The organism is Nocardia sp. NPDC004604 (assembly GCF_040609795.1).
Lineage (GTDB): Bacteria > Actinomycetota > Actinomycetes > Mycobacteriales > Mycobacteriaceae > Nocardia.
In genome coordinates this window covers 13,887-34,342 of the sequence record NZ_JBEXLC010000097.1, presented here as the reverse complement: position 1 = coordinate 34,342, position 20,456 = coordinate 13,887, and the positions used below count along the sequence as shown (strand labels likewise).

Sequence of the window (20,456 nt, the reverse complement as noted above, 5' to 3'; positions counted from 1 at the left end):
AGGGAGGCACTCATGCCTCCACCTCGCTGGCGCTCGGTTCCGGCATGACCGCCTCTAGGCGCTGTGTTTCGATTCGCTCGCTCCGCTCGCTCATGGGTTATCCGCGCCCTTCCGTAATCGTGGCCGCCTCGACCTGGTCGATGGGTTGGTCGGGTCGGCCGGTGCGCATGCGGTGGTCGATGTAGTTGACCAGGTGCGTAAGCGGAATGGTCAACAGCAGGTAGACCAGGCCCGCGGCGACCAGCGGCGAGAGATTTCCGGTCTGCGCGTTGAGATCTCGGCCGACCGCGAACAGTTCGCGCTGGGTGGCGAGTAGGCCGAGGAAGTAGATCAGCGACGAATCCTTGATCAGCGCGATGAATTGGTTCATCAGCGCGGGCAGCACCCGGCGCACACCCTGCGGGATCACCACCAATGTCATTGCCTGGCGGTAGCCGAAGCCGATGGCACGTGCGGCCTCCAGCTGCCCCGGCTCCACGGATTGGATTCCGGAGCGGAAGATTTCACCGATGTACGCCGAGGCCAGCAGGGCGAGTGCGATAGCGCCGAGCCAATACGGGTTGTTGCCGGTGATATTTCGCACCACCGGGCCGATGCCGAGGCCGATGATCAGGATGATCACCACGGCGGGCAGGCCGCGGAAAATATCGGTATAGACGCGGGCGGGCCAGCGCAGCCAGCGGGTCCGGGAAATACCCGCCACCGCGAGCAGCATGCCGAGAACGGTACCGAGAACACCCGAAACCACGGCCAGAATGAGGGTATTCGGCAGACCGGTCTTGAACAGGTCGGGAAATGCCTTGCGGTACAGCGACCAGTCGAAGAAGGTCTCCTTCAACTGCGTCAGTGTGGATTTCGGCGCGTTCGCCCCAGCGTCGGTCGGCTTCTTCTCGGCTGCAATGGCAGCGAAGTCCGGAAGTTGCGGTGCGGGTGCGGCTTTCGAACCTGGCTTCCATCCGGGCGGCAGCTGCCGCGGCACCCATTCGGTGTAGAGCTTGGCGTAGGTACCATCGGCGATCACGGCGTCCAGACCGCTATTGAGCGCGTCGATCAGCGGCTGGTTGTTCTTGGCGACCGCATAGCCGACGAAATTGTCCAGACTGAAGGTGTTCTGGATGATCGAGGTGCCATCGCCCGGCTTCACCTGGCCCTCGGCCTGCGCCGATGGCGCGACCCAGGCGTCGACCTGACCGGTCTTCAGATTTGCGTACGCGGTGGCGTAGTCCGGAAATTTCACCGGATCCAGATGCAGCTGGTTGACCACGTAATCGTCCTGCACCGTGCCCTGCACGACGGCGATTCTGGTGCCGCGCCCCAGATCCGAAAAGCCCTTGATGGCACTGCCGTTCGGGACGACCAGGGAGAAATAGCCGAAGTCGTAGCCATTGGTGAAGCCGACGCGCTCACGGCGCTCGGCAGTGGTGGTGATATTCGACGAGCCGATATCGAAGCGACCGCCGGAGACCTGCGAGAGCAGCGGTGCGAATTCGGTGCCCGAAAACTCCACCTGGAGGCCGAGTTTCGCACCGATCGCGCGCAAAAGCTCATTGTCGAAGCCGGTGAACGAGCCCGCCGAATTCAAGCAGATGCTCGGCGGTGCGTCCGAAAGCGTGCCGACGGTGAGTTTGCCCGGCGTGATCAGCCGCAGTTTGCCGGCATCGATCGCCGACAGCGGCAGGGTGCTCGCGGTGGTGTATTTGTCCGCACCCGCCGAGGCGGCCGAGCCCAGATTCGTCGGTGCGGCCGATGCCGCACTCAGCCCGGGTGGTGTGCATTGATTTCGATCGGTTGAATGGTCGCCGGAACCGCAGGCCGTGGCGGCGAGGCCGACGGCAAGCAATATCACGGCGATCAGCGCACGAGACCGCACAGCGGGCAGACCAGCCATGACGCGTAACCCTAGCGTCCGATCGGCGCTAATCCGCAGCTACCCCGGAGCGCTCGCAGTCGGTCGCAGCACACCGCCCCAGCTCACGGCCGCCGGGCGTGCGCGGACAGGGCACCACCGCCCGATCCCGGAATTCGGATCACGGTGATTCGAATCCGGCCATCGACCGGAGTTCCGCGCCGCCTACGCCAAGCCGCTGACCGGCTCCGGATTGAACTCATCACGCCACCGGATCGCCCGCTCGACCTCGCTGAGCTCGAACTTCGGCCCGCTGACCCCGACGGTGAACAGGGTCACCCCGGCCTGGACGAAGGTCGCGGCCTGCTCCGCACCCGGCCACTGCACCGAACGCTCGATCTTCGCCTGATCGGTGCCGACGGCCGCGCAATGGTCGGCGAGCACCTTGTTCTTGTGCGTGATCGCCTCGAGATCGGCGAAGGTGTGCCAGATATCGGCGTATTCCGCGACCAGCCGCAGCGTTTTGCGCTCGCCACCGCCGCCGATCAGGATCGGGATATCTCGGGTCGGCCGCGGGTTCAGCTTCTTCAGCCGGGCGCTGAGCCGCGCCATATTCTCCTTCAGCAGCGCCAGCCGGGTTCCCGCCGTACCGAATTCATAGCCGTACTGGTCGTAGTCCTTCTGGAACCATCCCGCGCCGATGCCGAGAATGAGTCGGCCATCGCTGATGTGGTCCACCGTGCGCGCCATATCGGCGAGCAGATCGGGATTGCGATAGCCGCCACCGGTGACCAGCGCGCCGATTTCGATCCGTTCGGTCTGCTCGGCCCAGGCGCCGAGCATGGTCCAGCATTCGAAATGCGCACCGTCGGGATCGCCGGTCAGCGGGTAGAAGTGATCCCAGTTGAAGGCGATATCGACGCCCGCGTCCTCCGCCCGCAGTACGGCGTCGCGCAGCAGACCGTAGTCGGGCGCGTGCTGAGGCTGTAGCTGTACTCCGATTCGAACCGGTCGGGTCATGAGACTGCTCCTCGTCGCTCGAACTGGTTCCCCGATCGAGGCTACCGGCTGACCCCAGCGAGCGACCGATAAGAAGTCGCCGATCTTCGAGCGCTTACCATTTCACCGTCGATGCGGGATCCGACCCCATTCCTGCGCGAACTCGAGCACATCGTGTGCGAAGCGAGCACATCCAGTAGTATCGCCGGTCAACCCTTACTCGGATCGTCCGGCACGTTCCTGCCGGTGATGGGATGTGATCTGTCATGGCCACCGTGACCTTCGATAGCGCGACCCGGCTGTACCCGGGCTCGTCCAAACCCGCCGTCGACAAGCTGAATCTGGAGATCGCCGACGGGGAATTCCTCGTTCTGGTCGGTCCGTCCGGCTGCGGTAAGTCGACCTCGCTGCGCATGCTCGCCGGACTCGAGGACGTCGATGACGGGCGCATTCTGATCGGCGAGAACGACGTCACACATGCCGAACCCAAGGAACGCGATATCGCGATGGTGTTCCAGAACTACGCGCTCTATCCGCATATGACGGTCGCGGAGAATATGGGCTTCGCGCTCAAACTCGCCAAGGTCGCCAAGGCGGAGAAGGAGCGGCGGGTGCTGGAGGCGGCCAAACTGCTCGACCTCGAGCCGTATCTGGACCGCAAGCCGAAGGCGCTGTCCGGCGGTCAGCGCCAGCGCGTCGCGATGGGCCGGGCGATCGTGCGCCAGCCGCAGGTATTCCTCATGGACGAGCCGCTGTCGAATCTGGACGCCAAGCTGCGGGTGCAGACCCGCACGCAGATCGCGCAGCTGCAGCGTCGCCTCGGCACCACCACCGTGTACGTCACGCACGACCAGGTCGAGGCGATGACCATGGGCGATAGGGTCGCAGTGCTCAAGGACGGGCTGCTGCAGCAGTGCGCGACACCGCGCGATCTGTACCGGAATCCGGCGAATGTATTCGTTGCCGGATTCATGGGGTCGCCCGCGATGAATCTGTTCACGCTGCCGGTCGCCGACGGCGCGGTGGAACTCGGCGGGGCCGCGCTGCCGGTACCGCGGTCGGTCGCGGATGCGGCCGAGGGTTCGGTGGTGGTCGGTGTCCGGCCGGAGCACCTGGAGTTCGGCGCGGCGCTGGACAAGTCGGGCATTCAGATGGAGGTCGATGTGGTGGAGGAGCTGGGCTCCGACGCGTACATCTACGGCCGCACCGTCGCCGAGGGCGCGACGAACGGTGCTGGCGAAACCATTGTGGCGCGGGCGGATTGGCGTAACCCGCCTGCCAAGGGCACGCGGGTGCAGTTGACGGCGACGTCCGAGCACACGTACTTCTTCTCCGCCGTCGACGGTCGTCGGCTGGCCTGAACTGCGCTGCGCGTGCGCTTTTTGCCGATCCAGAGACGGCGAAAAGTGCGCGCGCAGAACAGATTCCGATCATTTGACGCCCGCTGGGGCCGCTAGCGTCGTCTCGGTGACCGCCTGCTGAGCTTGTCCGGCGGCGCCGGGGTGCGTGTAGTACTCCACCCAGAGCAGGTCCGGACCGCGTCGGACCACGGCCGAACCGTATGCGGTGCCGTCCTTGCCCTCGTCGTTGTATGAGGTGCAGGCCGCGTCCCCGAGACCGCTCGCAGTCTGAGTTGACCCGGCGACGCGGTGTTCGCACAGGATGAGGCGAGCGCGGCGGCGGCACGGTCGGCACCCGAGTCCCAGCTGACCTGGCCATGACGCAGCAGCCGCCTTCAAGAAGCCATACCTATCGGAGTCGATCGGACGGTCTTCGGCGGTGCGGTACTGGCAAGCCGCACCTGAACCCGACGAGTGATCGCCTTTCGGGCACGCCGTCTTGCACCAAACGCGCGACAGGCCGGTACCGGTCGTGGCGCACAAGTCGGGCGGAGCGGCGGCGACTGGACACGAGTCCTCGCACATGGACAGGAGTTTCAAGTAGAGCGCGAAGCCCCCGAACATGAGAACGGCGACAGCCAATGACAACAGGCAGTCCCACCGGCGCGGCGATACGGACGACATACTTCCCCCTTGAATTTTCGAGCGAGTCCAGGTGCTCGGCATGCATCGGCGCGCTCGCCGAGACAACGCCGGTGGCGTTCGCCCACGGCGGAAGGCCAGGCGAAGACCGCCCCGTGTTCCTAAACTCGACGCTCGAACGAGGATCGACGCGAGGAGCGGACGTTGCAGGTAGCGGTGCTGGGGACCGGGCAGGTCGGACGCAGGCTGGCGAGCAAGTTGGTCGAACTCGGGCATGCGGTGACGCTCGGCTCGCGCACCGCCGACAACGCGGCGGCGACCGAGTGGGCGCGCGAAACCGGTGGCACCCATGGCACTTTCGCGGATGCCGCCGCCGATGCCGAACTGGTGATCAATGCGACGTCCGGCACCGTCTCGCTGGCCGCGCTCACCGCCGCCGGTGCGGCGAATCTGAGCGGCAAAGTCATTGTGGACGTATCGAACGCACTGGATTTCTCCGCCGGATTCCCACCGAAGCTGGCCACTCCCGAGGCAGGCAGCGTCGCCGAGCAGATCCAACAGGCTTTTCCGAACGCGCGCGTGGTGAAGACCCTCAACACCATGAACAATCAACTCATGGTCGACCCGTCCCGAATCCCGGGTCGGCACAACGTCTTCCTCAGCGGCGACGACGAGTCCGCCAAATCCGAGGTCGCCGACCTCCTGAAATCCTTCGGCTGGACCGACGAGCAGATCATCGACCTCGGCGGCGTAGTCACCGCCCGCAGCACCGAACCCCTCGTCCTGCTGTGGGTCCACCTCTACAACAAGCTCGGCACCGAGGACATCAACTACGCGGTTGTCACTGGCTGAGGGGATCTTCTGCTGATCAGCGGTGCGGCGTCAGCGCGGATCGGCGGTACGCGGGCGGGCGGTACAGCACCAGCGCGGGCCAGCGATACAGCACCAACATGGGCCAGCGGTGCCGTGCGAACGCGGATCCGCGGTACGCGACATCAACGGGCGGTACGGGACCAGTGCGGGTCGTGGAAGGCGCCAGCACGGAACGACGCCACGGCGCCAACACAAGCCAGCGGTGCGGCACGAACGCGAATCGGCGGTGCGCAGCACCAACGGGCAGTACGGGACCAACGCGGATCAACGGTTCGGCGCCAGCACGGATCGATGCTGCGGCGTCAACGCGGTCAGCGGAACGGGACCAAGCGCGGATCAGCGGTGCAGTGCCAACGCGAGTCGGTAGTACAGCGCCAGCGCGAGTCGGCGGTATGGGACCAGCGCGGTAAGCCGCGCGGCACCAAGACGGATCGACGCTGCGGCACCAGCACGGGCCAGCGGTGGGGCACCGACGTGGATCGTCGGTGTGGGCCGACGGGATGCGCTCGACGCCCGGACGACATCCGCGCGATCACTTCGCTGATCGGGCGCGTGCATAGTCTGGATTGAGCCTGACCCCGAGTTCTTCCAAGTCGATCTCGCGACCCTCATCACTGCGGACCTGAACCCGAACCGGCGCGCCGCTCGACTCCTCGACCAGCAGTAGCGGTGCGGGTCCCGGCTGCAGGTACGTATCGCCCCACTGCATCAGCGCGAGCACAGCGGGCAGCAGGTCGCGGCCCATATCGGTGAGCACGTACTCGTGTCGGGTGCGCTTGCCCTCCTCCTGGTACGGCCGTTTGGTGAGCAGGCCCGCCTCGGTGAGCCTGCGGAGCTGGCCGGAGGCCGCCGCGTCGGTAATGCCGACGCGCGCCGCGAAGCCGTCGAAGCGCGTGGTGCCGTAGTAGGCCTCGCGCAGGATCAGGATCGCCGAGCGGGTGCCGACGATGTCCATTGCCTTCGCGATCGAGCATTCCGTGGGTTTCCACGCGCTCAGATCGGCCAACGATCCTTCCATTACGGCTGCCATGACGAACATCATAGCGATATCTGACTTGAGGCGACTATATCCAGACGTTAACCTGACTATAAGCCAATAGAGCCAGGCAAAGGGGTCCGGCTCGCGGTTCGAAAGGAACCACCATGAGAGACGCGGTGATTGTCGAAGCGGTACGCACGCCGATCGGCAAGGGCAAGCCGAACGGGGCGCTGCATAACGTCAACGCGGTGGACCTGCTGGCGCACAGCCTGCGCGCGGTCGTCGACCGGAGCGGCATCGATCCGGCGCTCATCGACGATGTGATCGGCGGCATCGTCACCCAGGTCGGCGAGCAGGGCGCCAATATGACCAGGCGCGCCGCGCTGGCCGCGGGCTATCCGGAATCCGTTCCCGCGACCACGGTCGACCGCCAGTGCGGCAGCAGCCAGCAGGCCATTCATTTCGCCGCACAGGGCGTGATCGCCGGCGCCTACGACATCGTGGTCGCGGCGGGTGTCGAGTCGATGGGCCGGATTCCGATGGGCGCCAACCTGATCGGGTCCGAGGACATCTCCGGCGTCGGCTTCGCCGAGCGCTACCCGGAGGGTCTGGTGCCACAGGGCATCAGCGCCGAACTGATCGCGGCGCGCTGGGGGCTGACCCGCGCCCAGCTCGACGAATTCGCCCTCGGCAGCCACGAAAAGGCCGCGCTGGCAACGAAGAACGGCGCGTTCACCGGTCAGCTCGCACCCATCGCCGGATTGGAAACCGACGAGGGCATCCGGGTCGGCAGCACCCTCGAGACCCTCGGCAAACTGCGCCCCGCCTACTACGACGAGGCCATGGCCGCGCGCTTCCCGGAAATCGGCTGGCAGATCACCGCGGCGACCGCGAGCCAGGTGAGCGACGGCAGTGCCGCGGTGCTGATCATGACCAGCGAGCGCGCCAGGGAACTCGGCCTGAAGCCGCTGGCCCGGCTGCACAGCTTCGCGGTGGCCGGTGACGATCCGCTGCTCATGCTGACCGCGGTGATCCCCGCCACGCGAAAGGTCTTGCAGCGCGCCGGGTTGCAACTCTCGGATATCGATCTGGTCGAGATCAACGAGGCATTCTCGCCGGTGGTGCTGGCCTGGGCCCACGACACCGGGGCCGATCTGTCCCGGGTGAATGTCAATGGCGGCGCCATCGCCATCGGACATCCACTCGGCGCCTCCGGCGCCCGCCTGATGACCACACTGGTGCACGCCATGCAGGAGCGCGGCGCCCGCTACGGCCTGCAAACCATGTGTGAGGCAGGCGGTCTGGCGAACGCCACCATCCTCGAACGCCTCTGACCACGGCGTTCCGCTGAGCCGGGTAGCCCGCATGCGGGTGCCCGGCCCACAGCAAGGACAACCACCCGAACTCGGCACGAACCGAGTAACCCGCGTGTGTCGCAGTGGGCTGGGACATCAAGGCGGGCTCTGACGATTCGCTCGGTGCCCGGCCCACAGCAAGGACAACCACCCGAACTCGGCACGAACCGAGTAACCCGCGTCTGTCGCGATGGGCAGGAAATTCAAGGCGAGCTATGACGATTCGGTGCCCAGCCCACAGCACGGGCAACCGGCCGAGCTCAGATCGAAACCAACACCACCGCAAGCAGAAACCCGAGCAGCCACGACTCGGCAACCAATGGCACCGCAACCAACGGCACCCACGCGATCCGACGGCGATACCGAATCTTCCCGACCACCATAACCCCGACCACCACCACAGACAGCGCGATACCAACCCACGCAACGCAATACGCCACCGGCAGATACCGCACACCTCCCGCCGGATCCGCCCTCCGCCCAAGCAATTCATACAGCGGCACAAAAGCAGCCACCACCCACGCAAACCCAACCGCAATAACCGACCCGACCACCCCCCGAACAGCATTCGCCACCCGCACCCCCCAATGCCCCGATCCCATACCCCCAGCATGACTGCCGCTCCACGCCCAGCACACCCGCTCCGCCGCACCAAAACACCCGCACACCACGGCCGACGTCCCACACAGGCCACTCCAACCCAACCCCGCTGACACGATCCCCCCTCGCATCCCCCCTCTCAGCCTGCCCAACCCCCTGGACAAACGATCACCATGCGCTCATGCAGGTAAACGTCGAGAGCACCCCTGCACCATCGCATTCTCGGGGACTGTGGGACTGTGGATTTAGGGGTGTTTCCGGCCCGATTCGCTGAGTGATGCTCAGCGGGAAGGTGCCGTGATGACGACACTTGATGCCGTGGCGAGGAAGAAAGAGCCGGTGCAGGCTTCGGCCGAGGAGTTGGCCGCCCAGGAGTTGGTTCGGATGGCCAAGGATTCTCGGCCGACATCGGGGTTTGGTGGGGAGTCGTGCTGAAGGTGTTGGCGTGGTGCAGGAGTTGCTTGGTGGCGCGCTGGACGAAACATGCTCTGATAGTGATGCGTTGGCGGGGATCGGCCCGGAGAGTTTCGTTGCGGCGGGCGGGACATGGTGGGCTGGGGTGGCCAGCCTTGTGCGGCAGTGATCGGGTTCCGGTCGGCGGTGTGGCAATGCTGGGCGGGGTCGGGCGGTGGTAGCACCCTGGGAGTGGCGGTGGAGAGGGCGGGGGCCTCGGGGAGTCCGGGATGCTGGGGTTAACCACTGGCGAGACGATGCCGTCCAACCGGCGGTGTCGGTGGCCTCTAGGCTGCAGGTGATGAGCGATAGCTTCGTATACGCCATTCCGATGCGGACCCGGTTCCGCGGCATTACGGTGCGCGAGGGGATGTTGATCAGGGGGGCGTTGGGGTGGGGGGAATTCTGTCCGTTTCCCGAGTACGACGATCGGGAGGCGGCGGGGTGGCTGGCGACTGCCGTCGAGCAGGTGACGGTCGGGTGGCCGGAGCCGGTGCGCGAACGGATTCCGATCAATTGCACGGTGCCAGCGGTTGATCCGGAGCGGGCGCATGCGATCGTGGCCGGATCAGGGTGCCGGACGGCGAAGGTGAAGGTCGCCGACCACGCCGATTCACTGCACGAGGATCTGGCACGGGTCGAGGCAGTCCGGGATGCGCTGGGGCCGGATGGATCCGTTCGCGTGGATGCCAATGCGGTCTGGGATGTCGAGACCGCTGTTGCGCATATCGAGCAGATCGACCGTGCCGCAGGCGGTTTGGAGTACGTCGAACAACCGTGCCGCACCATCGAGGAACTGGCGGCGGTGCGACGTCGGGTCGATGTGCGGATCGCCGCCGACGAATCCATCCGCCGCGCCGAGGATCCGCTGCGCGTCGCGGTGGCCGGAGCGGCCGATATCGCGGTACTCAAATGCACGCCTTTGGGCGGGGTGCGCCGCGCACTCCGGGTCGCCGAGGCCGCCGGACTGCCCTGCGTGGTGTCCTCGGCCCTCGAGACCAGCATCGGCCTGGCCGCCCAACTCGCCCTCGCCGCCACCTTGCCCACCCTCGAATTCGCCTGCGGCCTTGGCACTTTATCCCTGCTCGACGGCGACCTCGTCTCCGACTCGCTACGCCCGGTCAACGGCTTCATGCCCGTCCCGAAAACTCCCCCGACTCCCGACCCCGCCCTACTGGAGCGCTACCGCCACCCCGACCCAGCACGAACCCGCTGGTGGGAAGACCGCCTAACCCGAGTCCGCGCGCTCCCCCCGCCCCGATGATCGAGGCTAACGAAACAGCGGCTGGCACATTCGAACCGCCACTCCACTCGCCCCAACGCTCGGTACCCGTGTCGACCCGGCATTGCCGACATAGTGCGCAATCACAAACGAAGCAGGTGAATTCGGCGGCGCCAGACGTCAGCGGAGACAGCGCTCCAGCCCCAGTACTGAGTCGTAAGACCGGTACCGCGACACCCGACGACCAACTACCACTAGGCACCACCGCAGAGCCGCCACCGGTCCACGACCACCAGACTCAACGGAAGCCAACGCCACAGCCACACACTGAGTTGTATGTCCGCTACCGCGTAATCCAACGATCAGCAATTGACATGCGCTGCCGCGAAGACGGCCCATGTGAGGCGCGACAGGCGCCAGGTCGAGCGGACGCCCCAGTCGTGCACGCTGACTCGCATATCCGCAGCCATGATGTCTACGGGCCAGCGGCACCTGCAGCCGAACCATGCCGCAGCGGCTGGCCCCGCCTGCCCCGCCCGCTACCGACAGGCGCGCGTGGGTCGTCCTAGGCGTCCTGATGTGACCGGCGATAGCGCGAGCCGGCACCACAGCTGTCCACGCCAAGACGTATGACCGGGTCGTCCAACGATCAGCTGCCAACGGGCGCTGCCGCGGGGACGCCAGGGAAGCGCGTCCGGCCCTCAGCTCAGGCGGACGCCACAGCCGTTCACGCTGGGCCGCGTGACCGGCTGCCGTGAAATCCGACGAGCGCCGCCGCAGACGTCGCACGCGAGGCATGACAGGCATCAGTTCAGACGGACACCACAGCTGAGCATGGACGAGCGGAGGACCAGACCTGCTTCGGGCCCGATGATGCCGTCGACGAGTTCGAGGTAGCGGCTGCAGAATTCGGGCCCGTGCGGGGCGACGGATGCAGCCGCTGGTTCGAGGTGATGGGCAAGTTCGTGGAGGATCACCAGTTCGCGCAGCGCCCATGCGGTCGAGCCGGTGTGGAGGGGGACCGCAAGCACCGCTTCCGCGGCCTCATAGTGGGCGGCGGCGGTCCCGGCGCGGGATCGGACCCGCACCGGCTTGGCAGCGCGCTCCCATTGCGCCCGAACCCAATTGAGACTCAGCACTTTATCGGTATAGACCTGCACCGACTCAACCGACGCGAAGCGACGCTCGATCGGCAGCGTGAGGTGCGAACCGTAGATCTCTATCGTGCGATTACCGTACTCATCCGCCCGATCGAACACCCCCCGCACCAGCTGCTCGGCGTCATACACCTTGGCGCGCTGGCCATCTCGCGCGCTCATCGTACCCAGCTCATGCGCTCACCACGCAGCTGATCCGGTATCGCCCGAGCCCACCCATCTCGCCCCACCCAGCCCGCCGAGTCCAAACCCGCCAACCCATACGCAACGAAACTCCTGGCGCATCCGTCTCGCTCATACGCTCGATGCCCTCATATCGCCCCACATCCCGGGCACTCGCGCGCCACCGAGTTCAGAAGACCCACCCAGCCGCGCGGCACGCCCCACGCACAACAAAACCTCACCGGCGCACCCAACTCACTTCGACCCGCAATCCTGGCAAATTGCCCATGCGGCGCCCAGTCCGGAAGCAACCCGCCCCATACTCAACGAAACCGCCAGCTCACCCAACTCACCTCTGGGCAATCGCCCACGCGTGCCACCGAGTTCGGAAAACCTACCCAACCGCGCGGCACGCAACCGCCCCAACTCACTCACCCCGCCCCCCGGGCAATTCCCCACGCGCAGCCCCCAGTTCCGGCGACGTCCCCAACCGCGCCGCCCGACCCGCATGATCACCAGCCCGCCGAGCCGCCGCCGAATGTCCGGCCGAAGCCTGCGGCCCGCGCCAGGTGCCCCGGGCTTCCGAGGTCCGCTTGTAGAAATCGGTGAGCTCGATTTCCTTATTGCGCAGGGCCAGTGCGGTACCTGCGGCAGCGGTGGCGGGGACCACCTCGGCCTCTACCTCCGCCTTCACCTCGGCCAGGCGGCGGCCGATTCGGGCGGCGAAGGCCATCTGGAAGTTCAGGCGGGCGGTCACCGGGGCGACCGGGGCCTGGATCCGGCGCTGCACCCGGCGGCCCCAGCGCTTCTCCGTGACGATCTTTTCCACAGTGGCCGAACGGTATCGGCCCGACTTGATGTACTGATCCGACGCACGCACCATCTGCACGAGCAGGCTCGTGTAGAGGGCTTCACACGCATCGATATCGGAATCGAAGCCGTACGCGTAGACCTGGGTCGAGGTGCGCGCAACATCGCAGCGCACATCATTGGCCGCGGCGATCGCCACGAACAGCTGCACATATGTGCGCAGCCCCTTCTTACCCGGTTCGCCGATCGGGATCATCCGCTGCACCGGGGTCGGCCTGCGCTCACGTCCGGCGATATGCGCGCGGGCCACCGCGAGATCGATCGAGGATCTGGTCGCCAACCGCTGGGCCGCGGCCAGAAACGCCTCGGCCTCGTGTTCGTTTTCGGTCGATTCGGCTTGGCGCAGCAACCCACCGATCCGGGTCAGCATCCGGTCGGGAACCGCATTCGGCGAAGTCATCACAGTCAGCCTAACGAGCAGCTGCGACAGCGGAACCGTGACGTCGGACCCGGCCCGTTTACGGGCGCAATCGCTGCGTCACATATAACAACCATGTATCTTGCCTTGTGCACCTGCAAGGTGTGCTGCTGCTCACGTCTCGACCTTGGAGTGTTCGCGATGGCTTTGAAGAAGGTGTCGTCCCTGCGTTCGTCGCTCGTGCCCCGCGCGACGGTGGCCGCCGCCTCTGTGGCGCTGCTCATGGCGACATTCACCAGTGCCTGCTCCAGCGATAACGGCGGTAATCCGTCCAGCCAGAACCTCACCGGTCGCGGCCCGATCACCTATGTGGAGGGCAAGGACACCACCGAGACCGGCGCGGTCAAGCAGCTGATCGAGCGCTGGAATGCCTCGCACCCGGACGAGCAGGTGACGTTCAAAGAGCAGTCCAACGACGCCTCGCAGCAGTACGACGACCTGGTCGAGCACATGCGCTCCAAGCAGTCCAGCTATGACGTGGTCGCCCTCGACGTGCCGTGGACCGCGGAATTCGCCGCGAAGGGCTGGATCCAGCCGCTGAAGGACACCTTCAAGATCGACACCTCCGCCCTGCTCTCCCCGACGGTCGCCAGCGCCACCTACAACAACACGCTCTACGCCGCGCCGCGGAACACCAACGGCGGCTTGCTGTTCTACCGCAAGGACCTGGTGCCGAATCCGCCCAAGACCTGGAGCGAGATGCTGGCGCAGTGCCCGATCGCCAAGCAGAACAACATCGGCTGCTACGCAGGCCAACTCGCACCGTACGAGGGCCTGACGGTGAACGCCGCCGAGGCCATCAACGCCTACGGCGGCACCTTCGTCGGCGCGGACGGCAAGACCCCGACCGTCAATACCCCGCAGGCGCGCGCCGGACTGAAGGTGCTGGTCGACGCGTACCGCAACGGTGATATCCCGAAGGAAGCCATCACCTTCAAGGAGCCGGAGAGCGCCAACGCCTTCAACACCGGCAAATTGCTGTTCATGCGCAACTGGCCGTCCACCTTCGGTGACGCCGGTTCGGAATCCTCCGCGGTCAAGGACAAGTTCGGGGTCGCGCCGCTGCCGGGTGAGAACGGCGTCGGCGCCTCGACGCTGGGCGGCTACAACGCGGCCATCAGCGCGTTCTCCAAGAACAAGGCCACCGCGCTGGACTTCCTGCGCTACCTGATCAGCGAGGACGCGCAGCACATCGTCGCGGCCGGTGCGCTGCCGTCGGTGCGCGCGTCGATGTACGACGATCCGGCGCTCATCGCGAAGATGCCATACCTGCCCGCGCTCAAGGATTCGATCGCCAATGCGGTGCCGCGTCCGGTCACTCCGTTCTACCCGGCAGTGTCGAAGGCCATCCAGGACAACGCCTATGCTGCGTTGAACGGAACCAAGTCCGTCGACGACGCGATCACCGGTATGCAAAAGGGCATCGAGACAGCCGGGTCGTAGGCATAAGAGCAGCGGACCCGACCACCTTGTAGGAGAGTAGAAACGGTGTCGGATCCTTCGGGAACGGCCACTCCCGTGCCGAACAAGCGCGGATTCGGTGGAACATTGGCGTTGGAGCTGCGGCGTTCCGGTAAGGCGTGGCTATTCGTCACGCCCGTGCTGATCACCCTCGCGGTGGTCGTCGGCTATCCGGTCTTCCGCGCGCTGTACATGTCGTTCCAAAAGGACCCCGGGCTGGACCCGGCGACCGGCATGTTCGTCGAGGGCGGCAGCGCCGGCTTCTCGAACTACACGCACTGGCTGCTGCAGCAGTGTCAGGCGGCGGGCGAGACGGTCTCCTGCCCGACCGGCAACCTCGGCTCGCAGTTCTGGCTGGCCGTCGGTGTGACGCTGTTCTTCACGGTGATCACGGTGACCCTGGAGGCGACCCTCGGCCTCGGCATGGCCATGGTGATGGGCAAGACCTTCAAGGGCCGCGCCCTGCTGCGTGCCGCGGTGCTGGTGCCGTGGGCGATTCCGACCGCGGTCACCGCCCGATTGTGGGAGTTCATGTTCCAGTACGACGGCGTGGTGAACCGGGTCTTCGGCACCCACATCCTGTGGACCTCGGAGGCCTGGCCCGCGCGGTTCGCGGTGATCGCCGCCGACGTCTGGAAGACCACGCCGTTCATGGCATTGCTGCTGCTGGCCGGTCTGCAGGTGATTCCGGCCGATGTGTACGAGGCGGCGCGGGTCGACGGCGCGTCGGCCTGGCAGCGCTTCACCCAGATCACCCTGCCGCTGCTCAAGCCCGCGCTGCTGGTCGCGGTGCTGTTCCGCACCATGGACGGACTGCGCCTCTACGATCTGCCCGCCATCATGACGCTGGGCAATCCGGCCACCCGCCCGATTTCGGCGCTGGTGGTCGAACAGGTTCGCCAGGGCCCCAATAGTGCGGCCGCCCTCTCGACGATCACCTTCCTGCTGATCTTCGCGGTGGCGTTCCTGCTGGTAAAGGTCTTGGGCGCCAATGCCGTTCGGACCCAGGAAGAACAGCGGGAGGCGCACTGATGACCACGGTGATCACCGAAAAGCCTGCGGCCCAAAAGAATGTGGCACCCACACCCTGGACCAAGCGACTGGGTCCGGTGCGGCTGTACCTGGGTGCGCTGATCGTGCTCGTATGGGGCCTTGCCCCGTTCTACTGGATGGCCGTCACGGCATTCCGCGATCCGGACTACACCTTCGACAACACCCCGTGGCCCACCCACGTCACGCTCGAGAACTTCCGCAATGCCTTCGACACCAGCCGCGGCAACGACTTCGGCAAGGCGCTGACCAATAGCGTGATCATCGGCGCGGTGACGACGGCCGCCGCGCTGGTGCTCGGCGTACTCGCCGCGTACGCGCTGGCGCGGCTGACCTTCAAGGGCAAGTACCTGGTCTCCGGACTGATCCTGTCCGCGTCGATGTTCCCGGTGGTGGTGCTGGTCACCCCGCTGTTCCAGCTGTTCACCAATCTCGGCTGGATCGGTGAATACCAGGCGATGATCATCCCGAACATCTCGTTCGTGCTGCCGATGACCGTCTACATCCTGGCCTCGTTCTTCGCCGAATTGCCCTGGGAGCTCGAAGAAGCCGCGCGCATCGACGGTGCGACCAAGATGCAGGCGTTCCGACTGGTCATGCTGCCGCTGGCCGCGCCAGCGGTCTTCACCACCGCGATCCTGGCCTTCATCGCCTCGGTCAACGAATACCTGCTGGCCCGGCTGCTCTCCAGCGACCGGACCGAACCGGTGACCGTCGCGATCGCGCGCTTCTCCGGCAACAACCCGCTCGTGCAGCCCTACGCCGCGATCATGGCCGCGGGCACGATGGTCACGATCCCGCTGGTCATCATGGTGCTGCTGTTCCAGCGCCGCATCATCTCCGGCCTCACCGCAGGCGGCGTCAAGAGCTAATTCCGCCTCCAGATAGCTCCTCCCGTATCGCCCCCGGGGTCCAGGGCGTCGAAGGTAGTCGAATGGTGGTCGCCCAGGCCGGCGCGACCACCCTATGACTACGCTCGGCGAGCAGTCGGAGTGGGTAGCGCAGCGGGCGCTAGCTGGCTCATTTGCAGGGCGTATGACGCTGCTGGGTCGCGCGCCTGCGGCGGCTCATGCGCTTGTGCTTGCCGCGCTTGCACTTCGACGACTCGGACGCGAGATGGCCGCGGACAGCGGTTCGTAGGACTCGCTCCCCGGTACTTGGGTGCGGCAATGGATTACGTCGAAACTGCGATACGAACCCGCCCGATGACGGAACCTCGAGTGGTAGCATCCCGGGTCACCTCGGCGTGAAAAGGCATGTACCCGCCGAAGTCCCGGTTTCCGATCGTATCGTGCAGGTGAGTTTTACCGACGCTCCGGGAGGAGATGATCGTGAGCTCGTTCGGCAGGCGGCGACAACGTGGCAGCGGGCGCCGGGGCAAATCGGTATCGGCACCGTACGCATCCGTTGCCGGGTTCAACGAGCACCGCACCGGCACGGCAGGGCGAAAGGGCAGGAACAGACCCGAGAAGTCGCTGCGCGCACCGTCGCCCACACCGACCGATAGACCTCGGCGCACCCGCGCCGAACGCTTCAGACGGCTGCTGCTCGCCCTGTTCATCACCTTCGTCGCGGTACCGTCACTGCTGTTCGTGCTCGTCTACTGGAGCGCCGAGATTCCGGATCCCGATTCGGTGCAGACCAACCAGATCGCCACCATCCTCGCCGCCGACGAGACCACCGTGATCGCGAAGGTCGTTCCGCCCGATGGCAATCGGGTTCCGATACCGCTGTCCGATGTTCCGAAGCTGGTGCGCAATGCGGTGCTCTCGGCCGAAGACCGCAACTTCTACAGCAATCCCGGCTACTCGACCTCCGCCTTCCTGCGCGCCGCCCGCGACAACATTCTCGGCAAGGGGGATGCGGGCGGCGGCTCCACCATTACCCAGCAGTATGTGAAGAATGCCTTCCTCGGCTCCGAACGCACCGTGACCAGGAAGATGCGCGAGCTGATCATTGCCGCGAAGATGGCCCGGCAGTGGAGCAAGGACGATATCCTCGCCGCCTACCTCAACACCATCTACTACGGCCGCGGCTCCTACGGCATCTCAGCTGCCGCGAAGGCGTACTTCAACAAGCCAGCGCCGGAACTGACCCTCGCCGAGGGCGCGGTGCTCGCCGCAGTCATCCGCACCCCGTCGATCCTGGATCCGGAAACCCATCTGGCCGATCTGACGGCGCGCTGGAAGTACGTGCTCGACGGCATGGTCGAGATGGGTGTGCTGGCGCCGGGTGACCGCGATGCGACGGTGTTCCCGCAGATCGTCTCGATGAACGAGATCCCGGATGTCAATGAGGCTCGCGGCCCGGAGGGGCTGATCCGCACCCAGGTGCTGCGGGAATTGCGCGCCTCCGGCATCAGCGAGCGGGAACTGAATACCGGCGCACTGCGGATAACCACCACCATCGACGCCAAGGCCCAGCAGGCCGCGCTCGGCGCGATCCGCGATCGGCTCGACCCGCAGCCGCCCGAATTGCGCGGCGCGGTGGTTTCGATCGACCCGCGCTCCGGCGCGGTGCGCGCCTACTACGGCGGATCAGATGGCATCGGCTTCGATTTCGCGCAGGCACCGCTGCAAACCGGCTCCGCGTTCAAGGTGTTCGCGGTGATCGCGGCGCTGCAGCAGAACATTCCGCTCACCCGCGTGCTCGACAGTTCACCGGTGACCGATCGCGACACCAGGATCACCAACGTGGAGGGCGAATCGTGCGGTAGGTGCTCGATGTCCGAGGCACTGAAGCGCTCACTGAACACCAGCTTCTACCGGCTGACCATGTCGATGTTCGACGGACCGAAGGCGATCGCCGACGCCGCACACGAGGCCGGGATTCCGGAGGAGATTCCCGGCGTCGCCGGTAAGGCGCTGACCGAGGAAGGCGGGCGGCCGCTCAATGGAATCGTGCTGGGCCAGTACCTTGTTCGCCCCATCGATATGGCCTCGGCCTATGCCACGATTGCGAATTCCGGTGTTTACCACCAGCCGTACTTCGTGCAGCGGGTGGTCGCGGGCGATGGCCGGGTGCTGCTCGATCGGGGCGCACCCGATCAGCAGGTCGGCAAGCAGCTCTCGGCGGGTCAGCAGCGCATCCCGCGCGGCATCGCCGACAACACCGCCGGGGCGATGATCCCGATCGCCGCGTATTCGAATGGGCACGGCCTGTCCGGCGGTCGGCCCTCCGCCGCCAAAACCGGCACCACCCAGCTCGGCACGACCGACCAGAACAAGGATGCGTGGATGATCGGCTTCACGCCGTCGCTGTCCACCGCGGTCTGGATCGGCACCGAACAGTCCGAGCCGATCCGCACCGCACGCGGCGCGGATATCTACGGCTCCGGCCTGCCCTCCGATATCTGGAAACAGCTGATGGACGGCGCACTCGACGGCACGCCGATCGAGCAATTCGCGGTGTCCGCGCCGCTCAGCAGCCCGCCGAATCCGGGCAAACCCTCCAGCGGCAGCTACGACGTCCTGATCCCGCCGTCCACCACCTCGACCGCACCGGTCCTCGTGATCCCGCCCGCACCGCAGCAGCCTAAGGAAGTTGAAATCTTCCCCGGATTGAGCATTCCGGTCCCGGGTTGACCGATTCGCTATGAATGTTCGTTTACCGGGGCCACGGGAACGCATGACGTGGCAACATCGTTGCCCATAGTGCAGGTGATGGGCAACGGCGCCGACCGCGCGCGCGGCATGGCGAGGACCGAAACCAGGCCGACGCCGACGCCGCAAGATCGATGAGAGAGGATATGCGCACAAGCGACGACACGGCGGCGTGAGCGGCGGGCCCGCACGAGGCAGCGTGCGCGATCGGGCACCGCGAACGCCGCCGATCGAATACAGCGGCGCGCGATGGGCCCGGAGCGCCGCCAGATGGAGACAGACTAGACATAGGGGCTACGCCGGTGGATTTCAATGTCGTTGACCGTCCCGAGACGCTCGTGGCGGGCACAGTGCTTCGCAGCCCGGCGCTCGCGGTCGAGGGGCCGCGGCGCGCGAAGGTGGAGGAGGCGTGGAAGCGCAATCTGGCACGCACCCTGCCCGGGCCGCCGACGACCGCATACGTCGACCACGCTCCGGAGATCAACTCGTACCTGACCCATATCGTCGGCTACCGCTGCCACACCCTCACGGATCTGCTCCCCGGTGACGTGCTGGCCCGGGTGCCCGCTGGCCGGTTCGCGCGGTTCACCCTCAGCGGCGACAACCTCGGCGACACCATCGTGACCATCTGGCGCGCGGTGTGGGATGCCGAGGCCGCCGGACGCTTCGTGCGCTCGTATACCGGTGACGTGGAGCATTATCCGGACGCGCGCACCGCCGAGGTGTTCGTGGCGCTGGCAGAAGAACCGGTCGACGGGTAGGAACAGCTGTGGATTTCGAAATTGTCACATTGGACGAAAGCCTGGTCGCCGGACTGACCGTCCCACTGGCCGGGCGCGAGGTGACCGCCCGCGACCTGGACCTGGTGAATTTCACCTGGGACCGGTACCTGGCGCGCGAGAAGAATGTGCCGCGAGTGGCGGCCTATATCGGACAGAACGACCATGCCGTCGCCGTCCTGGGCTACGAGGTCGCCGAAATGGACGATATGGACGCCGGTGACGTGCTGACCCGCATTCCGTCCGGCCGCTACGCGAAATTCGTTGTCTCCGATAAGCCCTACGACCTGCTGCGCACCGCATGGGCGCAGGTCCGCAAGGCGGAGAGCGCGGGCACCATCACCCGCTCGCATACCGCCGAACTGGAGCGCTATACGGGGCCGACGTCGGTCGAGGTGTACGTCTCGCTGGACTGAGTTTTCGAGGCTGGTTCGGGGGGCGCAGGTTCGTCTGGGCGGGCCGAAGTACGGAGTCCGGACAGGCCGAGCAAGTCCAGACGAGCCGAGCGACCGAGTTCGGAACGGCCGAGCAACGAAATCCGAACCAGTCGAGCGACGGAATCGAAAGAGGGCCGGGCTGACGGAATTCCGCGGCTCGGCCCTCGGCCATTCCCACTCACTACAGATCAGCGAGCTGCTACACCACTCT

17 protein-coding genes are annotated in these 20,456 nt (G+C 66.0%); 11 read left to right on the top strand and 6 right to left on the bottom strand.

Annotation, left to right across the window (positions count from 1 at the left end):
• Nucleotides 1–97: 97 nt before the first annotated feature.
• Nucleotides 98–1,888: an ABC transporter substrate-binding protein/permease gene (locus ABZW16_RS29580; RefSeq protein ID WP_354959354.1), complete on the bottom strand. Its 1,791-nt coding sequence runs from the start codon at nucleotides 1,886–1,888 to the stop codon at nucleotides 98–100.
• A gap of 183 nt (nucleotides 1,889–2,071) precedes the next feature.
• On the bottom strand, nucleotides 2,072–2,866 hold the full coding sequence (locus ABZW16_RS29575; protein WP_354959353.1) for an LLM class F420-dependent oxidoreductase: 795 nt from the start codon (nucleotides 2,864–2,866) through the stop codon (nucleotides 2,072–2,074).
• Between the two features lie 245 nt (nucleotides 2,867–3,111).
• Here ABZW16_RS29575 and ugpC point away from each other — a divergent pair, with 245 nt between their 5' ends.
• The gene (gene ugpC, locus ABZW16_RS29570; protein ID WP_354959352.1) at nucleotides 3,112–4,206 is read left to right on the top strand and encodes a sn-glycerol-3-phosphate ABC transporter ATP-binding protein UgpC; all 1,095 of its coding nucleotides are present in this window, start codon (nucleotides 3,112–3,114) and stop codon (nucleotides 4,204–4,206) included.
• Between the two features lie 825 nt (nucleotides 4,207–5,031).
• Nucleotides 5,032–5,679 carry an NAD(P)-binding domain-containing protein gene (locus tag ABZW16_RS29565; RefSeq protein ID WP_354959350.1) on the top strand — a complete coding sequence of 216 codons (648 nt, stop codon included), beginning with the start codon at nucleotides 5,032–5,034 and terminating at the stop codon, nucleotides 5,677–5,679.
• A 553-nt stretch (nucleotides 5,680–6,232) separates the two neighbouring features.
• Here the strand turns inward: ABZW16_RS29565 and ABZW16_RS29560 are convergent.
• Nucleotides 6,233–6,742, bottom strand: coding sequence for a helix-turn-helix domain-containing protein (locus tag ABZW16_RS29560; RefSeq protein ID WP_354959349.1), 510 nt, complete (start codon nucleotides 6,740–6,742; stop codon nucleotides 6,233–6,235).
• A 101-nt stretch (nucleotides 6,743–6,843) separates the two neighbouring features.
• On the opposite strand from ABZW16_RS29560, the gene ABZW16_RS29555 reads away from it, so the two are divergent.
• Nucleotides 6,844–8,013 carry a thiolase family protein gene (locus tag ABZW16_RS29555; protein ID WP_354959348.1) on the top strand — a complete coding sequence of 390 codons (1,170 nt, stop codon included), beginning with the start codon at nucleotides 6,844–6,846 and terminating at the stop codon, nucleotides 8,011–8,013.
• Between the two features lie 281 nt (nucleotides 8,014–8,294).
• On the opposite strand, the gene ABZW16_RS29550 is transcribed toward ABZW16_RS29555, so the two are convergent.
• Nucleotides 8,295–8,588 carry a hypothetical protein gene (locus tag ABZW16_RS29550; protein WP_354959347.1) on the bottom strand — a complete coding sequence of 98 codons (294 nt, stop codon included), beginning with the start codon at nucleotides 8,586–8,588 and terminating at the stop codon, nucleotides 8,295–8,297.
• Nucleotides 8,589–8,934: 346 nt separating this feature from the next.
• On the opposite strand from ABZW16_RS29550, the gene ABZW16_RS29545 reads away from it, so the two are divergent.
• Together ABZW16_RS29545 and ABZW16_RS29540 are read left to right on the top strand one after the other, a co-directional pair.
• Nucleotides 8,935–9,069 carry a hypothetical protein gene (locus tag ABZW16_RS29545; protein WP_354959346.1) on the top strand — a complete coding sequence of 45 codons (135 nt, stop codon included), beginning with the start codon at nucleotides 8,935–8,937 and terminating at the stop codon, nucleotides 9,067–9,069.
• Between the two features lie 319 nt (nucleotides 9,070–9,388).
• A complete protein-coding gene (locus ABZW16_RS29540) occupies nucleotides 9,389–10,351 on the top strand; it encodes an o-succinylbenzoate synthase (RefSeq protein WP_354959345.1) in 963 nt (320 codons plus the stop codon).
• 764 nt (nucleotides 10,352–11,115) lie between these two features.
• Here ABZW16_RS29540 and ABZW16_RS29535 read toward each other — a convergent pair.
• Both ABZW16_RS29535 and ABZW16_RS29530 read right to left on the bottom strand, forming a co-directional pair.
• Nucleotides 11,116–11,628, bottom strand: a complete 513-nt coding sequence (locus tag ABZW16_RS29535; RefSeq protein WP_354959344.1) for a TIGR04338 family metallohydrolase — start codon at nucleotides 11,626–11,628, stop codon at nucleotides 11,116–11,118.
• Between the two features lie 427 nt (nucleotides 11,629–12,055).
• Nucleotides 12,056–12,898: a DUF2786 domain-containing protein gene (locus ABZW16_RS29530; RefSeq protein ID WP_354959343.1), complete on the bottom strand. Its 843-nt coding sequence runs from the start codon at nucleotides 12,896–12,898 to the stop codon at nucleotides 12,056–12,058.
• A 159-nt stretch (nucleotides 12,899–13,057) separates the two neighbouring features.
• Between ABZW16_RS29530 and ABZW16_RS29525 the strand changes: the two genes are divergently transcribed.
• The 6 genes from ABZW16_RS29525 (at nucleotide 13,058) to ABZW16_RS29500 (ending at nucleotide 20,224) form a co-directional block, all read left to right on the top strand.
• On the top strand, nucleotides 13,058–14,359 hold the full coding sequence (locus ABZW16_RS29525; RefSeq protein WP_354959342.1) for an ABC transporter substrate-binding protein: 1,302 nt from the start codon (nucleotides 13,058–13,060) through the stop codon (nucleotides 14,357–14,359).
• A 75-nt stretch (nucleotides 14,360–14,434) separates the two neighbouring features.
• Nucleotides 14,435–15,409 carry a sugar ABC transporter permease gene (locus ABZW16_RS29520; RefSeq protein WP_354959356.1) on the top strand — a complete coding sequence of 325 codons (975 nt, stop codon included), beginning with the start codon at nucleotides 14,435–14,437 and terminating at the stop codon, nucleotides 15,407–15,409.
• Nucleotides 15,409–16,299 (top strand): carbohydrate ABC transporter permease, encoded by an 891-nt coding sequence (locus ABZW16_RS29515; RefSeq protein ID WP_354959341.1) that lies wholly within the window; start codon nucleotides 15,409–15,411, stop codon nucleotides 16,297–16,299. The genes ABZW16_RS29520 and ABZW16_RS29515 overlap by 1 nt, the downstream gene beginning before the upstream one ends.
• A gap of 453 nt (nucleotides 16,300–16,752) precedes the next feature.
• Nucleotides 16,753–19,011 carry a transglycosylase domain-containing protein gene (locus ABZW16_RS29510; protein ID WP_354959340.1) on the top strand — a complete coding sequence of 753 codons (2,259 nt, stop codon included), beginning with the start codon at nucleotides 16,753–16,755 and terminating at the stop codon, nucleotides 19,009–19,011.
• 320 nt (nucleotides 19,012–19,331) lie between these two features.
• A complete protein-coding gene (locus tag ABZW16_RS29505) occupies nucleotides 19,332–19,790 on the top strand; it encodes an effector binding domain-containing protein (protein ID WP_354959339.1) in 459 nt (152 codons plus the stop codon).
• A gap of 8 nt (nucleotides 19,791–19,798) precedes the next feature.
• The gene (locus tag ABZW16_RS29500; protein ID WP_354959338.1) at nucleotides 19,799–20,224 is read left to right on the top strand and encodes a GyrI-like domain-containing protein; all 426 of its coding nucleotides are present in this window, start codon (nucleotides 19,799–19,801) and stop codon (nucleotides 20,222–20,224) included.
• Nucleotides 20,225–20,456: the final 232 nt, after the last annotated feature.

Coding starts and splice junctions, on each gene's coding strand:
- ABZW16_RS29530 (WP_354959343.1), bottom strand. CDS start 12,898: ATGACTTCGCCGAATGCGGTTCCCGACCGGATGCTGACCCGGATCGGT.
- ABZW16_RS29525 (WP_354959342.1), top strand. CDS start 13,058: ATGGCTTTGAAGAAGGTGTCGTCCCTGCGTTCGTCGCTCGTGCCCCGC.
- ABZW16_RS29540 (WP_354959345.1), top strand. CDS start 9,389: ATGAGCGATAGCTTCGTATACGCCATTCCGATGCGGACCCGGTTCCGC.
- ABZW16_RS29555 (WP_354959348.1), top strand. CDS start 6,844: ATGAGAGACGCGGTGATTGTCGAAGCGGTACGCACGCCGATCGGCAAG.
- ABZW16_RS29515 (WP_354959341.1), top strand. CDS start 15,409: ATGACCACGGTGATCACCGAAAAGCCTGCGGCCCAAAAGAATGTGGCA.
- ugpC (WP_354959352.1), top strand. CDS start 3,112: ATGGCCACCGTGACCTTCGATAGCGCGACCCGGCTGTACCCGGGCTCG.
- ABZW16_RS29535 (WP_354959344.1), bottom strand. CDS start 11,628: ATGAGCGCGCGAGATGGCCAGCGCGCCAAGGTGTATGACGCCGAGCAG.
- ABZW16_RS29580 (WP_354959354.1), bottom strand. CDS start 1,888: ATGGCTGGTCTGCCCGCTGTGCGGTCTCGTGCGCTGATCGCCGTGATA.
- ABZW16_RS29545 (WP_354959346.1), top strand. CDS start 8,935: ATGACGACACTTGATGCCGTGGCGAGGAAGAAAGAGCCGGTGCAGGCT.
- ABZW16_RS29560 (WP_354959349.1), bottom strand. CDS start 6,742: ATGATGTTCGTCATGGCAGCCGTAATGGAAGGATCGTTGGCCGATCTG.
- ABZW16_RS29575 (WP_354959353.1), bottom strand. CDS start 2,866: ATGACCCGACCGGTTCGAATCGGAGTACAGCTACAGCCTCAGCACGCG.
- ABZW16_RS29510 (WP_354959340.1), top strand. CDS start 16,753: ATGATCGTGAGCTCGTTCGGCAGGCGGCGACAACGTGGCAGCGGGCGC.